The organism is Flavobacterium tegetincola DSM 22377 (assembly GCF_000425485.1).
Taxonomy (GTDB): domain Bacteria; phylum Bacteroidota; class Bacteroidia; order Flavobacteriales; family Flavobacteriaceae; genus Flavobacterium; species Flavobacterium tegetincola.
Window position 1 is genome coordinate 1 of sequence record NZ_AUDN01000007.1, and the last position, 16417, is coordinate 16417.

The 16417-nt window shown below is 33.6% G+C and carries 13 protein-coding genes, 1 tRNA gene and 1 pseudogene; 6 read left to right on the top strand and 9 right to left on the bottom strand.

Annotated features, from left to right (window positions below; genetic code table 11):
- Positions 1–485: 485 nt before the first annotated feature.
- Genes H602_RS0100010 through H602_RS0100020 form a run of 3 tightly spaced genes read left to right on the top strand, consistent with a single transcriptional unit; the run spans position 486 to position 3979 of the window.
- Complete coding sequence (locus tag H602_RS0100010) at positions 486–1838, top strand: hypothetical protein (RefSeq protein WP_026976173.1); 1353 nt, start codon at positions 486–488, stop codon at positions 1836–1838.
- Position 1839: 1 nt separating this feature from the next.
- The gene (locus tag H602_RS0100015) at positions 1840–2880 is read left to right on the top strand and encodes a hypothetical protein (RefSeq protein WP_026976174.1); all 1041 of its coding nucleotides are present in this window, start codon (positions 1840–1842) and stop codon (positions 2878–2880) included.
- Positions 2881–2884: 4 nt separating this feature from the next.
- A complete protein-coding gene (locus H602_RS0100020) occupies positions 2885–3979 on the top strand; it encodes a hypothetical protein (RefSeq protein WP_026976175.1) in 1095 nt (364 codons plus the stop codon).
- Between the two features lie 233 nt (positions 3980–4212).
- Here H602_RS0100020 and H602_RS19765 read toward each other — a convergent pair.
- Positions 4213–4333, bottom strand: a pseudogene (locus H602_RS19765) (IS1595 family transposase); the annotation flags it as partial.
- Between the two features lie 1076 nt (positions 4334–5409).
- Between H602_RS19765 and H602_RS20155 the strand changes: the two are divergent.
- The 3 genes from H602_RS20155 to H602_RS0100050 all read left to right on the top strand — a co-directional run bounded on the left by H602_RS20155 (position 5410) and on the right by H602_RS0100050 (position 7418).
- Positions 5410–5556 (top strand): helix-turn-helix domain-containing protein, encoded by a 147-nt coding sequence (locus H602_RS20155; RefSeq protein ID WP_211224005.1) that lies wholly within the window; start codon positions 5410–5412, stop codon positions 5554–5556.
- 276 nt (positions 5557–5832) lie between these two features.
- On the top strand, positions 5833–6639 hold the full coding sequence (locus H602_RS0100045) for a type IV toxin-antitoxin system AbiEi family antitoxin domain-containing protein (protein WP_026976178.1): 807 nt from the start codon (positions 5833–5835) through the stop codon (positions 6637–6639).
- Positions 6636–7418 carry a nucleotidyl transferase AbiEii/AbiGii toxin family protein gene (locus tag H602_RS0100050; RefSeq protein WP_026976179.1) on the top strand — a complete coding sequence of 261 codons (783 nt, stop codon included), beginning with the start codon at positions 6636–6638 and terminating at the stop codon, positions 7416–7418. The genes H602_RS0100045 and H602_RS0100050 overlap by 4 nt, the downstream gene beginning before the upstream one ends.
- Positions 7419–7951: 533 nt before the next feature.
- Here H602_RS0100050 and H602_RS0100060 read toward each other — a convergent pair.
- The 8 genes from H602_RS0100060 to tpx all read right to left on the bottom strand — a co-directional run bounded on the left by H602_RS0100060 (position 7952) and on the right by tpx (position 16318).
- A complete protein-coding gene (locus H602_RS0100060; RefSeq protein WP_026976180.1) occupies positions 7952–9187 on the bottom strand; it encodes a site-specific integrase in 1236 nt (411 codons plus the stop codon).
- Between the two features lie 249 nt (positions 9188–9436).
- Positions 9437–9521, bottom strand: a tRNA-Ser gene (locus H602_RS0100065).
- A 143-nt stretch (positions 9522–9664) separates the two neighbouring features.
- Positions 9665–10798, bottom strand: coding sequence for a 3,4-dihydroxy-2-butanone-4-phosphate synthase (gene ribB, locus H602_RS0100070; protein ID WP_026976181.1), 1134 nt, complete (start codon positions 10796–10798; stop codon positions 9665–9667).
- On the bottom strand, positions 10788–12272 hold the full coding sequence (locus H602_RS0100075; protein ID WP_026976182.1) for an LptF/LptG family permease: 1485 nt from the start codon (positions 12270–12272) through the stop codon (positions 10788–10790). The genes ribB and H602_RS0100075 overlap by 11 nt, the downstream gene beginning before the upstream one ends.
- A gap of 9 nt (positions 12273–12281) precedes the next feature.
- Positions 12282–12935, bottom strand: a complete 654-nt coding sequence (gene lolA1, locus H602_RS0100080; RefSeq protein ID WP_245574896.1) for an outer membrane lipoprotein periplasmic chaperone LolA1 — start codon at positions 12933–12935, stop codon at positions 12282–12284.
- A 1-nt stretch (position 12936) separates the two neighbouring features.
- Positions 12937–15387 (bottom strand): DNA translocase FtsK, encoded by a 2451-nt coding sequence (locus H602_RS0100085; protein ID WP_026976184.1) that lies wholly within the window; start codon positions 15385–15387, stop codon positions 12937–12939.
- A 56-nt stretch (positions 15388–15443) separates the two neighbouring features.
- Positions 15444–15818 (bottom strand): diacylglycerol kinase family protein, encoded by a 375-nt coding sequence (locus H602_RS0100090; RefSeq protein ID WP_425402306.1) that lies wholly within the window; start codon positions 15816–15818, stop codon positions 15444–15446.
- Positions 15819–15820: 2 nt separating this feature from the next.
- A complete protein-coding gene (tpx, locus tag H602_RS0100095) occupies positions 15821–16318 on the bottom strand; it encodes a thiol peroxidase (RefSeq protein WP_026976186.1) in 498 nt (165 codons plus the stop codon).
- Between the last annotated feature and the right edge of the window lie 99 nt (positions 16319–16417).

The window sequence follows — 16417 nt, forward strand, 5'->3', positions numbered from 1 at the left end:
AACGTTTTTGGAGCGTATACAAGTATTCTTGGACTTGCTCTACATCCAATTCGGTTGGGATTTTACCAAAGTGCAATGCTATTGATGCAACATGTTGGGCATAATTCCTGTAGGTACTGTCGCTCCTGCCTAAAATGGACATCGCTCGTTCAAATCGGTGAAGTAATTCTGCAAATTCAGGAACTTGAGCAACGGCTCGACTCAGAATTGTGTTGGATCCAACTAACTCATCTGCTTTTTTTTGTCATTGTAATTAATTTTTAATTAGTTTTACAAAGGACTAACATTTTCAGGTAATACGCTACCGAAGGTTTAGTTCAACAATGCATATATTCAATAGCGACTTTTAGTGTATCTGAAAGTCGCTTTTGTATTTGGAATGTTTTGGCTAAATCCTTAATGTGGACTTTTTAATCCGCTACTGAAATATATGCACGGACGTTATATGACACCTTTTAGCTACACAGAACATTGAAAAACCGCATATGAAGACAATATTTTTCTTTTTAATTCCATTATTTACTTTCTCACAAGTAAAAATACCAAGTGTTCAGCAACCAACTCAAATGCAACATTGCGGAAATCAAGGTTTAGGAAATCCGAACAATATAAATGTAGTTCCAAATCCGATGAATATATTTAACGGAACTGATGAAACTCCAAAAAGACAGCAACTCCAAAACGAGAAATTAATCCAACAAGCTAACCAATCCGAAAAGCAAAAGAAAATACAAATGCGTGAAATTTACGCGGACATCAACCAAACTAAATCAAATATCAATTACAATCTTCCTTCTTATTCTAATCTTTCAGGAACATCATACTATTATGAAGTTTACGACAGAATAATACAAATTGACACCAATAGTTTATCGGTAAAAGACATTAATTTTCAAATCGAAAACGCTTATTTTGAAAACAAACAAGACAAAGCTCAATTTGACCAAATCATAAAAAACTTGGGCGATTTCATTATTGCAAAAATGAAAGAGTTAAAATATGATATCGAAAGTAATGTCGCCAAAAACTTTATGCTCTTTCAATTCTTTTCAGAAACTTTACAACTCAAATCAAACGGATTAAAACATACTGCTTTTCAATATGATTTTGACGATTATATGGGCGTGAAAGATTATTCCAAAATGTTTGTGTCAAAACTTCTTGCCACCAAAACAGGGCAATGTCATTCATTGCCACTACTCTATTTAATTCTTGCCGAACAAATAAATGCCGAAGCGTTTTTGGCGTTCTCGCCAAATCATTCTTATATTCGTTTTAAAGACGATATTGGAAAGTGGTACAACATAGAACTAATAAACGGAATGTTTTCTACAACTTCCTACATTTTACAATCGGGTTACATAAAATCAGAAGCGTTACAAAACAAAATCTATATGCAAAATCTTTCTAAAAAAGAATTGCTTTCGCAATTTTATGTAGATTTAGCAAACGGTTATGTTCATAAATTTGGTTACGATGAATTTGTACAAAAACTTATTACCAAAGCATTAGAACTTTATCCAAATAGCATTTCAGCCAATATGATACAATCCAATTTAGACACGGTACGCTTTGAATATGTAATGCAACAAATTGGAATTAATCCACGCAAAAAAGAAGAACTCCAAAACATTCGTTCATTTTCACAAGCAGTTGCACTACTCAACAAAGTAAACGGGCAATATAATTTTATGGATAATTTAGGTTACGAACATATGCCAGATGAAGCCTATCAAAATTGGCTACAATCTATGAAAGAACAAAAACACGTTCAAGATAACGAAGCCATCAGAAAACAGTTTAAAGGTTTAGTCATCAAAAAATCATTAAAAAACTAAAATGAAGAAATACATCATACATTCTTTTCTCTTTCTCTCAACATTTTGTGCTGTCGCACAAAATCAAGAAAAACTATTTGAACAAAGCTACGCTTTGCTCAATAGTATGATTGTTGATGAGAATAATTATAGTTTTAAGAAAGCCGTTTTTTCTGTTGAAAATGCTTATCTCAATGATAAATTAGATACTACGTTTGTCAATAAAGAAATCAAAACATTAACTAACCTTTGCAATTCTTTAATCCAAAATAGATTTTTGGCTTATGTAGAAAACGACAAAGAAAAAGTAAACAAATGGGCTTCGGTTTATTCAGTAATGTGCGACACAATTCCGATAATTATTGAAGACAAACAATACAAATACATTCCTTACGGTTACGACTTTAACGATGTTTTTGGGCATAATGATTTAGCCAGTATGTCGGTTACAAAGTTGCTTCGCACTCGAAAAGGAAATTGCCATTCATTACCTTATTTATACAAAATTCTTTGCGAAGAATTAGGAACAACTGCTAACCTTTCGTTAGCACCAAACCACATTTACATCAAACATCAAAACAAAAAACACGGTTGGTTTAATACCGAACTCACAAGCGGAATTTTTCCAAACGATGCTTGGATAATGGCTTCAGGTTTTGTCCATCTTGACGCTATTACAAACGGCGTTTATATGAAAGCACTAAACAATAAAGAAAGTATTGCACTTCTTTTAATTGATTTAGCCAATGCTTATAAAAGCATTTACCCGAAGAACGACGGAACTTTTGAATTAAAATGTGCCGAAACGGCAATAAGTGCTTATCCAAGCTTTGCAACTGCTTTAATTCTTAAAGCCGAAATTCATAAAAAGCAATTAGAACAAGAACCAAACGATGAAAAAGCAAAATTGCTTTTCACGTCTTTGGAAAAAGAATACGGACACATTCACAAAATCGGTTATCGTTTTATGCCCGAAGAAATGTATTTCAATTGGTTAGTTAAATTAAAAATCGAAAAAGACAAATACGAAAACAAAAAATTAAATAACTTTAGCACAAATTAAATCTATGACAAAAATTTATTTTTTAGTGCTTTGCTTCTTAACTTTTGGTGTGCTTTCAGCACAAGAAAAGTTATCTAAAGAAGAACAAGCACGCCGAGAGAAGAACATACAGGCAGGAAATCCTTTTGCCAAGTTTGGTTATAAAGGTAAAGTTGCTACTTTAAGCAAAGGCAAGTATTTAGAAGTTCACGATTTAGACAGTATCGTAACTATTGGTTCAATTCGTTACCATGTTGACAATAAACAAATTGTTGGTAATATCGTAATTGACACCACCAATATATATGCTCGACCAATTGGCGACACGCCAAGCCGTTGGCTTTCGCCTGACCCATTGAGTGAAGAATTTCCTGATTGGTCACCTTACAGCTTTTCATTCAACAGTCCTTTAAAATATAATGACCCGACAGGAATGGCACCAGAAAGTGTAATTCCGCCTGATGATTATGTATTTAATGAGAAAGGACACTATGTTAGAACAGATAAGACTAATACTCCGGATATGCTTGTCATAGAAAACTCAAAGACATCTGCAAAAAGTTCCTACACATTTAATGACCCAAAAACTGATGTTGCATCTATAAATTATAATATTAACAAATATGGAAGTCAGGGTTTCAAAGAACATCAATTTGTATTTGGTATAGATAACTCTTGGATGAATTTTTTCAAAAAAGAATCAGGTATAGAACAAAAAAACTATTTTTCACGAACCTTTTTTGCTGCTACAGAATCAGTTGGAGGTAAAATGGATCCTTCTGTATACTCACTCTCGTTACTCTTGTATTCGGCAGGAGAATATTACAATTATGATGCAAAAACAGAAATTTTGGGCGATAAAGGACCTTTATATATGTTTCAAAATGATGGCTATCGCGTTTATAATCATTTAGATTCTGGTAATTTTTTGTGGGGTAATTTTATGAATGGCTTGGGTTTTAGTTCATCCGATGCAATGAATTATGCAAAAGATTATAATAAAAATGATACTTCATCAGATATAAATGCTATCCAAAGAGGTAGTACATTAAATAATAGTATGGGGATTTACGGGAACTTACCAATAACAAATGAAAAAGTAAATGAAGTACAAAAATAAAATAAGTAGGGCTTTAATTATTTTGATAGCAATTTTTATAATCTTTAAATTGTCAAAATACTTATATCATAATGTTTTTGATGAATATTTTAAAGAGAAAACCTGGAATGAATCGGTTGATAGAGCTAAATCAAAATAGTTTTTCCATTTTAGTATATAAAAATTAAACAGATGAAACAAATAATAAAACTAATCAGTAAAGAAGATAAATTAAAACGCATATCCGTTTTCAATCATACTCCTGTAATGCTTACTATCACTAGTCTGTCGAATAATTTTTCGCCAAAATATCTTCTTTTTTAATTTGTAAACAAAATCATCGAGGTAAAGTTGTAAATTCTTGCGCTTTATTTTAGCCCCCTAGCCCCCAAAGGGGGAATTGGAGTTGGGTTAATAACTGGTTATTTTTTATATCTGTTACTGGTTTTGTCTCATTTGAAAAACCTAACGCCCTTGCACGAACTAACTAAACCAAAAAACTCGGCAAGGGGTTAGGATTCCTCACCCCAGCCCTCTCTGGTTGCTTCATTCTTCGCAATGACAGAGGGAGCCAGAAGTGTTGTGCTGGTCGCTTTAAATTCATAAGCTTTATTGTTTATAAAGGAAGGGGAACTGCCGTTGCAGATTGCAGCCAGGCGCGGGCAGTATCCTTCCAGAAAAATAATTTTCAAATTGAAATGCGAAACTGATAAAAAGAAAGCAGTGCTAAGAATTAAGGAGAGTTGGCTTTTTGGAAATAAAAAAAAGCGTGGAACTCAGCTTACTGCACTAGTGGTACTGGTATACCGAGCAACAATAAGAGAGCCCACGCCGTTAGACGTGAGCATCGTACTTATTATCTCGTTGCAAAAATTACCAGTTTTCTAGTGCGAGATTCTAAGCGAATGCTTCAAATGTGATATGTGAAGAATCGCAAATATATGTAATTATTAACAAATATAATAAAATTATAATGCGCACGACAATGCGCAGTGTATTTTAACATATTTCTTTAATTTGAAAATGGGAAAAAATGAGAAACCTCTAAGTAATGTACGGATTCGTAAAGTTTTTAATGTAGATAAATTATTATGTAATTTTATCGTTGAAGAATTTTAGGATGCGAATTCTAATCGGTTTGTTGGCGACAGTATGAATAAGTCGGAATCAATAATCCGAAAGTTTAAAGATGAATATGGCTATAACGTTCCGTTATCTACAATTAATGCTTTCTGCATTAGCCAAAAAATTCTTCTTTCCGATTTTTTCAAGCTTTTTGAAGATAAATATGGAGACTTAATCGACGAGAAGTTTGATAGAGTTGAAGTAAGGCATACAAAGAAATAAGGAAATTTCATTTACCCCCGGTACCGCAGGAATTCTATATTTCATAAGTTCTTATAACAAATATTTTATAAAAAATGAAGCATTTTGTTTTCAAGCAATAGTAGATGGAGAAGCATAATGAAAAAATATTGAGTGATTTTGGAAAGCATGTGAAGAAACTTAGAAAGGATGCTGGCTTAAGTCAGGATCATGCTGTAGCTAACAGTAACTGGCTTATTAAAGCAACAGTAAGCGATATTGAAAACGGTTAGCGTAATTTGTCTTTTACAACTTTAATTGATCTTGCAAAGGGCATGAACAAACATCCTAGAGAATTGTTAGATTTCAAATTTGATTTAGATATAGATTTATAGAAAAAAGATGCTGGGGCATCTTTTTGTTTTATTTTCATAATGTTTAAAATTCTTTTTTTTTAAATTTTAAGTTTCGAAATATCCCCAAAACATTGTTACTTATAAAAATATTAATTAAGTTTACATCTGCAATAGGGTACGGACTTCATACCCTATTGCAGACAAAAACTTAAAATGAAAAGTAATTACGCTTATTTAGAAGACTTTATCAATGAATTACGTTCCAACGGGAGGTATGCATTTTCATTACAAGAAGTAAGAAACCAATTTAATCAGTCTGATCAAGCCATTAAAAAGGCAATACAACGACTAAAAAAGAAAAAAGAAATTGCTATAATAAGAAATGAATTCTACGTAGTAATAACGCCAGAATACAGGAGTAAAGGCATTCTTCCACCTTCATTATTCATTTCGGAATTAATGAAATTTTTGGAAAAAGATTATTATATTGGATTACTAAATGCAGCATCGTATTATGGAGCTGCACACCAGCAGCCTCAATCATTTTCTGTAATAACTATGAAACCTAGTTTAAGAAATATCAATAATGACAACCTAAAAATTAATTTTTACATTAAAAAACAATGGTCAAAAGATGATATAGTCCAAAAAAAAGTTGATACAGGCTATATAAACGTTTCTTCTCCCGAGTTAACAGCTTTGGATTTGATGTGTTATTATGATCAAGCGGGAGGTCTTAATAGAGTTGCAACAGTGCTAGAAGAACTCTGTGAAAGCATTGATGCGACTAAATTGCTTGATATCTCAAAACGTTATACTCCTATAACTGCGATACAGCGTTTAGGATTTTTGCTTGAAGAAATTTTAGATATGAGGGATTTAAGCGATCCAATTAAAGAATATCTAAAAACAATAAAATATTTTCCAATATTATTAAGGCCACAAAAAGAAAAATCGGAGATGATAACGGGTAATGACTGGAAGGTTGTACAAAATATAGAAATAGAAACAGATTTATGATTCCAAAAGCATATATAACCGCATGGCGTAAAAAAGTACCCTGGCAAGAGGATTTTCAGGTAGAACAAGATTTGGTAATTGAAAGAGCGTTAATGGCCATTTATAGCGATGAATATTTAAAAGGGAAATTAGCTTTTAGAGGAGGAACTGCTTTACACAAATTATATCTATCACCTGCAGCAAGGTACTCTGAAGACATAGATTTAGTACAAATTACCGCAGAGCCTTTTGGTCCAATTATGGATAAACTTCGCGAGGTACTGTCTTTTTTGGGTCACAAACCTATACGTAAACAGAAACAACATAACAACACATTAGTCTACCGTTTTGATTCAGAAGACGGAATACCATTAAGGCTAAAAGTCGAAGTCAACTGTAGAGAACATCATACCATTTTTGGTGTTCAAGAAGTTAAGTATACTATGCAATCTGAATGGTTCACTGGAGAAGTATCAATACCATCTTATCACCTCACCGAGTTGTTGGGAACAAAAATGCGTGCGCTTTACCAAAGAAGAAAAGGAAGGGATTTGTTTGATATGTGGTATGCAATAACGAAAAATGATGTATCTCCACAAATAATTATTGAAGCATGGAACTTTTACATGAACGAAGAAGGCAATAGTATAACGCAAAAAGAATTTCTCGAAAATATGGAAAAGAAAATTGCAGATCAAGATTTCGTAGGCGATATGGAAGGATTATTAAGACCCGGTTTGTCTTATAACATTATCGAAGCTTATGAATTTGTGAAAACAAACTTATTGGAGAAAATTTAAAGGTGAATAATAGAGATGACTAGCATAAATAACCAATAATTGGATGTGCAACTGCAATTGGTGAAGAAGGGATTGCATATAGCAACGGTAGTCATTTAATTAGAAGTGATAACTTATGGGAAGATGAAATTTTAGCCATGCACATTCATCCATTTATTAGAGAAGAGCGGTTTAAAATTTTGATGGAGAAGATAGAACAAATAATAAAATAAAAGCTGTACTATTGGTATAAATCATTTTAGAATATATTGAGACAATTAAAATAACTCAACTTTTAATGTCACTAGCAATTTAATTTTAAACAGAATTTATATGGAAACTATTCAAGCAATTAAACCGGGACCTAAACCTAACAAAGAGGACGGAACGCCTGATGAAAGAAGGAGAGTTACGCCGCCCAATAAGGATAAGCATCCTGATTTAAAGCCTCATAAGCATAGGCCAAAGGATTAGAATTAATAAAATAAAAAAGACAGCTCAATTGCTGTCTTTTTTTGTATTTTGAACCGTGGATTATTTTTTAAAACTAATGATTAGGATGATTTCTTAATTGCTTTATCTGCTAATTTCTGTTTTAGCAAGTTCATATCTTCACTTACTTTGCGGTCCACAACTTTCGCATAATGCTGCGTAGTTCTTAAGTTTTTATGTCCAAGCATTTTGCTTACGCTTTCTATTGGAACACCGTTGGTTAATGTAACCGTAGTAGCGAATGTGTGTCGCGCCATGTGAAAGGTCAGTTCCTTGTTAATTTCACAGAGCGTTGCAATTTCTTTTAAATACGCATTCATTTTCTGATTACTTAAAATAGGAAGTAATTTATTCTGGATTATGCACTCCTTTTGTTTACTGTACTTTTCGATGATCATTGCCGTAACCGGTAATATTGGAATTTTGGAAGCGGCTTCTGTCTTCTGCCTGTGCGTGAAAATCCATTGGTCGCCGTCGATACCAAAAGTAATATTTTCTTTGGTCAAATTCTTTACGTCAATATATGCGAGACCGGTGAAACAGCTGAAAAGAAATAGGTCGCAGACCAATTCTAATCGGGGAGTGGTAAACTTTTTTTCAATTAAATTTTGAATTTCTTCTTCGGAGAGATAAGTGCGCTCCAGTTCTCTAATTTTTGATTTGTAGTTTGCGAATGGGTTTTTATCAATCCAATCGTTTGCGATGCAGATTTTAATTATTTTACTAAAATTCTTAATGTATTTAACTGCTGTATTATTTGCACAGTTTCTCACACTTCGCAAGTAGAATTCATAGTCCATAATAAATGCATGGTCTATTTTATTCAATTCAATATCTGATGTTCCATACTTCCACTGCATGAACTCCACTGTGTGCTTTAGAGAGGTTGTGTAACGCTCTAAAGTCCCTGCCGCATATTCTTTACCTACGAGTTCTTTTATTCGATTGTTGCGGTCTTCGAATATTGGGATAAGCGTTCTTTTAGGTTCTTCCTTATTCAAAATATTATCCTTAAAACTACTGTAAGTAATTGCTATATCTTTCTTGAATAACTTTTTTTCAGATTCGACTGTTTGTTGTGTCAAATATTCGAGATGACTATTAATTGATCTCGCTTCTTCTGAACTACCCCGCATTTTTCCAAATTCACTCGACCAGTTTATAGGATTTATATACTTGCCGGTACTTCGATCTAATCTCTTGCCATTAATGGTAATCCGATGATAAATTGGTACTAGCCCTAAACTGTTGATTTTTGCTCTCTTTAAGTAAAAAAGATTTATGATTACTGTTTTCATATTGGTGACTTTTAGAAATTAATAATTTACGATTAAAATCCAAACGACACAAGATGTTCAATAGGTGTACTGGTTCAGTCTAAACAATGTGGCTCAATTCGGGGCACAATTTTTAGCCTAGTTTGATGTGCCCCTAATTGTACTCCTTTTCGATTGAAAACAATTGTGTTTCTTTTGCTTTATGTAAAAGAAAAAACCCCTTAAATCATACGATTTGAGGGGTTTTAAGATACTTTGAAAAGTATTGTGCGGAGAAAGAGGGATTCGAACCCCCGGACCTGTTACAGTCAACAGTTTTCAAGACTGCCGCATTCGACCGCTCTGCCATTTCTCCAGTCTGTCGCTTTCATTACCTGATTGCGAGTGCAAATATAAGACGTTTTTTGAATACTCAAAGCATTTTTTGATAAAAAATTGCAAATTTTTTCTTTATATTTTTCAACAATTTAATACTCTTATAGTTAAAAGAAAAATAAATTAGAAATTAATGTAATCTACAATTTCTAAACCGTACCCAATCATACCTACACGCTTGGATTGTTGTGAATTTGACATCAAGCAGATGTGTGAAATATCAATGTCATGTAAAATTTGAGCTCCAATTCCAAAATCTTTGGAATCCATTACAATTTTTGGCGCTTTGTAAATTCCCTCTGATTGCAGCGATTTTAGCTCTGTAATGCGATTAAGCAAATTTATAGAATGACTTTCCTGATTTATAAAAATAATAGCTCCTTTGCCTTGCTCATTGATAACCTTAAACATATCATCTAACTTTTGATCCGCGTTATTCGTTAGCGTACCTAATAAATCATTATTGACCAATGTTGAATTAATCCGTGTTAAAACAGTATCTCCTAAGTTCCAAGTCCCTTTTGTTAATGCAATGTGAACCTGTTTATTGGTAGTTTGTAAATACGCTCTTAATCGATAAGTTCCAAAACGAGTTTCAATATTAAAGTCTTCTTTTTTGACAATTAAACTATCATGCTGCATGCGGTACGCAACTAAATCCTCAATAGAAACTAATTTTAAATTAAATCTTTTGGCAACTTGCACTAACTCTGGTAAGCGTGCCATCGTACCGTCTTCATTCATGATTTCACAAATAACTCCAGCGGGTTTAAACCCTGCCAATCTTGCAAAATCTATTGCTGCTTCTGTATGTCCTGTTCTTCTCAATACACCACCTTGCTTTGCAATAAGTGGAAAAATATGTCCTGGACGTGCTAAGTCAAAAGCTTTTGTTTCGCCATCTATCAATGCCAAAACAGTCTTAGCACGATCTCCAGCAGAAATACCTGTGGTAACACCATTTCCTTTTAAGTCTACTGAAACTGTAAAAGCGGTCTCTAAATGATCTGTATTATTGGAAACCATTGTGCGTAAATCTAATTCTTTACAGCGACTTTCGGTCAATGGTGCACAAATCAACCCTCTACCGTGAGTTGCCATGAAATTGATCATTTCGGGCGTAATCATCTCAGCAGCACAAAGAAAATCCCCTTCATTTTCACGATCTTCATCATCTACAACGATGATGATCTTTCCGTTTCTAATATCTTCAATCGCTTCTTCAATGGTATTGAGTTGTATTTTGTCAGTGGACATCTTTTTTATCTTTGTTTTTGTTAAAAATCTTTTTAAATAAATTTTGAATGGGTGTAAACACAGCATCCATATTGATCAAGCCAATATCGTTCGTTGCACGATAGGTTAGTAATAATGCAAAAGGCGTCAGAATAATGCTAGACATCCAAACTCCTAAAAATGGCGTTAAGCCGTCTTCTTGTGCAATTTTTTTACCAAATGTATTTGTAAAATGAAATGTTATAAAAATCAAAACTGCAAAAACGATTGGCAAACCAAGACCACCTTTTCTAATAATTGCTCCAAGAGGTGCACCAATAAAAAAGAGTAAAATGCAGGCATAGCCCATTACAAATTTCTCGTGTATGGCAATATAGTGGTTGTTAATGTTTTTTCGTTTTGAATGAAAGTCTTCTCTTGAACCTTGGATACTAAAATTAGTACTAGTAACACTATTGAATGCCAATTCAAGAAAACGCGATTGTTCAGCTGTAGTTAAGTCGGCAAGAATATCATCCGGAATGATGGTTTTTACAGTTTCTTTGGGTAAAGAATCTTGATTTTCAGTGCGAAATTGTTCCCGTAATGGACCACTTTCTATACCACTTCGGCTGTGGATATTTTCAGCAAACGACACAATTTCGTTTTTGTAGTTTAAATTTAAAGAATCTAATGTGTAATGCAATTCTCTGATATTCAACATGGTGTTTGTTCCTGCGGCAATGGTTTCTTCAGAGTCACCTTTACTCAATTGCGATAAATCTAAATTCATCGTATATTTTTTAAATGCAGTTTTTGCAAACGGTATTTTTCTACGTTCCTCATATTTATTAGGAACAATATCTTCATATTGAAAACCATTGTACAAAATAAGCTGCAACATATTAGAGTCTTCACTACTTAATAATTGACCTCTTTCAGCTTTTATTACGTTAGTCACCCCACTTCCGTTCGGCTTCTTTTTATGGATCGTAACTCCGGTTAATTCATTTCCTTTAGGTCCTGATTTTTTTTCTACTTTGATGTTAAAAGGACCTACCTCGCTAAATTGTCCTTCGGCCACGGCCAAAGCAGGTTTAACCTGTGCAATGTTTTGGCGAAAGCTGATGAACTTAAAAGAGGCATATGGAATTACGTTGTTCGCAAAAGTAAAAGCAGCAATACTTAGGATGACAATGAATACGATCAAGCTTTTCATTGCTCTTTGCAAAGAAACACCAGACGACTTCATAGCTGCAAATTCATAATTTTCAGATAAATCTCCAAACGTCATGATTGAGGCTAGAAGCACAGAAAGTGGCAAAACCAAAGGAACAACATTGGGCATGGAGTACCCTAGAAACTTTAGAATTAATATAAAATCCAAGTCCTTCCCTGCAAGTTCAGCGATAAAAAGCCAAACGGTTTGCAAAATGAATATAAAAAAAAGGATTACAAATACCGAAGTAAATGTAATCAGAAATGTTTTTAAAATGTATTTGTCAAGGATTTTCACTCCAGTTCTTTAGTCTATGTTGTTAATGTAATAATTAGGATATTTACTTTTAACAAATGTAAACTGATTTTTTGAAACGGGCTGATTGGTTTTAAAAGAATTAACAACAATTGTTGTTTTAGTACCATTCTTACCAGTTTCAATCACATTGTAAATATTTTTTGTCTGAACATCAATGCCCAAAAGCACTTCTTTTCGTTGGTCTTTTGAACTGATAGGAATCAATTTTATGTATTGGATCTTTCTTCCACGAACATTTTGCAAAATATCCCATGAATATTTATAACCTTTATTGAAAAAAGTTAACATTTTAGAAGGAGTAATGGCACTCTCGTCTTTTTCATCAAAGTTAGAAACACTAATTTCTTCGTCTTCAGGTACAATAGTATATACTTTTTTACCATCAAAAATTTTAGTAATACCCATAAAGTTTAATACGTAATTATTGTTTTGCAATAATACGTTTCCTTTACTTTCCTGATTGATGTTCTCTTTGCTGTTTTGCAATGAATACTTGAAATCAATGGCAATATTGCTATAACTTTTAACTTTTGAAGTTACGTCATCCAACAAAGCTTTCGCTTTCGCATCTTGAGCATTTGCAGTAAAATTAAAAACTAGAGCAAAAAATAAGGAGAATAAAAACGGGATCTTGAATTTCATTTTAAAATGTATTTTTTTCATTATTAAAAAAATCGTCAAGAGCACTTAAATCTTGGATTAAAACGCCTCGTGCTTTACTGCCTTCAAAAGGTCCTACAATTCCTGCAGACTCCAGTTGGTCAATTAAACGTCCGGCACGATTGTAGCCTAGTTTTAATTTTCTTTGCAATAAAGAAGCGGATCCTTGTTGAGCTGTTACAATTATTTCTGCAGCCTCTCTAAATAAAGTATCTCTTTCGGAAATATCCATATCAAGTTTAGTGCCACTTTCTTCATTGCCAGTAAATTCAGGTAATAAGTAGGCGTCATTATAGCCTTTTTGTGCGCCAATAAATTCTGTAATTCGTTCTACTTCTGGTGTATCCACAAAGGCACATTGTACCCGAACTACATCATTTCCATTGGTATACAATAAATCTCCACGTCCAATCAATTGATCTGCTCCTGCCGTATCTAATATAGTTCGTGAATCTATTTTTGAGGTCACTCGAAAAGCGATTCGTGCAGGGAAATTGGCTTTAATGATACCTGTAATGACGTTTACCGAAGGTCTTTGCGTAGCAATTATTAAGTGAATTCCAATAGCTCGTGCCAATTGTGCTAGTCGAGCAATCGGAGTTTCCACTTCCTTACCGGCTGTCATAATTAAATCGGCAAACTCATCCACAACCAAGACAATATACGGTAAAAATCGGTGTCCATTTTCAGGATTCAATTTTCTACCTTTAAACTTATCGTTATATTCTTTAATATTCCGAACCATTGCATCTTTAAGCAAGTTGTAACGGTTGTCCATTTCAATACAAAGCGAATTTAAAGTATTAATTACCTTTGCGTTATCAGTGATAATAGCATCGCCTCCGTCTGGAAGTTTGGCTAAATAATGGCGTTCAATTTTGTTAAATAAAGTAAGCTCTACTTTTTTAGGATCTACTAACACGAATTTTACTTCCGCAGGGTGTTTTTTGTATAAAAGAGAGGTTAAAACTGCATTTAAACCAACTGATTTTCCTTGACCCGTAGCTCCAGCCATTAGTAAGTGGGGCATTTTGGCTAAATCAACTACAAAAGTTTCATTGCTAATTGTTTTACCTAAAGCAATTGGAAGTTCCATTTCTGCTTCTTGAAAACGTGCTGAACCAAGAACACTTTTCATAGAAACCATCGTTGGATTTTTGTTCGGAACTTCAATACCAATGGTCCCTTTTCCAGGGATAGGTGCGATAATTCGAATACCTAATGCAGATAAAGAAAGCGCGATATCGTCTTCTAAACTTTTAATTTTTGAAATACGAATTCCTGCCTCAGGAACGATTTCATACAATGTTACTGAAGGACCTACCGTAGCTTTAATCTGTGCAATTTCAATTTTATAATTGCGCAAAGTTTCCACAATGCGATTCTTATTTTCTTCTAATTCAGCTTGATTGATCGTAATTCCGCCCGTTGAATATTCCTTTAATAGATCTAAAGAAGGAAATTTATATTTGGATAAGTCTAGAGTAGGGTCAAACAATCCAAAATCAGCCACCAATCGAGATGCTATATTTTCGTCAATTGTTTCTTCTTCCGCTACTTTTTCTATTACAAAGTCTTCTTGTTGTGGTACTTCTTCAACAACTAAGTCGGGTGAAGCAACAATTGGCTTTGGTTTTACATCCAATTGCAATTCCGATGAATTACTAATTGTGGGTTTAAGCACTTCTCGGTCAATTTCAAATTTTGATGCTGGTTTCTGAACAGGTTCTTTTCTAATTAATTCCGGCTCTTCTTCTACTGCAAATTCTTCTAAATTATAAGAAGGCACTTCCTCACGTGTTTTCTTTAGGGCTTCAAAATCAGCATTTACTTTATTTTTTGTTTTTTCAAAAGCATGTTTCACTGCGTCTGGCGAAATCTTTATTCTAAAAATAAGAAAGATGATTATTCCAAAAATGAGAACGAGTAAAGTTCCAGTTTTCCCTAAGTAATCTTGTAAGTAATCGTTCATTTCAAATCCAATTACACCACCTAGTTCAGGCAATTGGGTTGCAAAAAAACCGAAAAGTATAGAAACTACAATAGCTACAAAACTATCCCAAAACCAGCTGCTGCGTAATTTTCTTACAGATAAATCTAAAATTAAATAAGCGCCAGTTAAAAAGAATAATCGTACAAATATAAATGCGGCAAGGCCAAAACCGTCGTAAACAAAGAGATTGGAAAGATAGGCTCCAAATTTGCCCAACCAATTACGGACTTCAATGCTTCGATTTCCAACTTCATGAACGGCGCTTTGGTCTTGATGACCATAGACATAAAAAGAAATAAAAGAAAGCGTCAGAGCTACAGCAAATAAAATCAATAATGTTCCAAAAATGACTTTGTACTGTCGAGATAAACCTTTCCTTTTTGTGGGAGTAGAGGTGGATGTGTTTTTGGAAGTCGTTTGTTTTTTAGTTGATTTTGCCATGCTGCAGGGAAAAGCTTATAAGTATAAATGTAAACTATTTAATATTTTTTCAAGTATTAAAGCGCTTGAATAATAGGGATGTAGATAATTGCACCAATGATAAAGGCGGTTATGGCAGCAAAAAACACGGCACCAGCGGCTATGTCTTTTATAAAACCAATTCGTTCATGATATTCAGGATGAATAAAATCTGCAATTTTTTCAACTGCGGTGTTCAACCCTTCAATACTTAAAACTAAACCAATGGCAAAAGTTTGAAAAAGCCAGTCCGTATGTGAAATTTTAAAGTAAAAACCAGCAATTGTAACCAGAATTCCCAAAGAAAACTGTACCATAATACTGTGTTCAGTTGTAATGAGTTTGTATGCGCCAACAAGGGCGAATTTTAAACTTTTAAGTCTTCCGGTTACAAATGTGTGATCTTTTTTCATTTTTATAGAACTGCTAAAGCTGCCTCGTAATTAGGTTCTGCAGCGATTTCGCTAACTTGTTCTGCGTATAAGACAGTTCCGTTTTCATCTAAAACGATTACTACTCTTGAATGCAAACCGGCCAATGGACCATCAGTCATTTCTAAACCATAGTTCTTTCCAAAAGCGCCTGTATTGAAGTCAGATAGGTTAACTACATTTTCTAAACCTTCAGCACCACAAAAGCGTTTTTGAGCAAAGGGTAAATCTCTTGAAATACATAAAACAGTAGTGTTATCTAATTTACTTGCACTTTCATTAAAAGTACGAACAGATTGCGCACAAGTTCCTGTGTCAATGCTTGGGAATATATTTAAAACCAGTTTTTTACCTGCAAAATCAGCTAAAGTTGCTGTGGATAAATCTACTTTTACTAATGAAAAATCTGCAGCTTTTGAGCCTTTTTGTGGTAAATCTCCATTTGTATGAATGGGATTTCCACCTAATGTAATTGATGCCATAATTGATTTATTTAGATGCCAAAAATACTCATTTTTTCGTAGAAAAGAACGAATGATTCCGGTTATTCGTTGCTAATTATTTGTAAAACAGAAAAACCT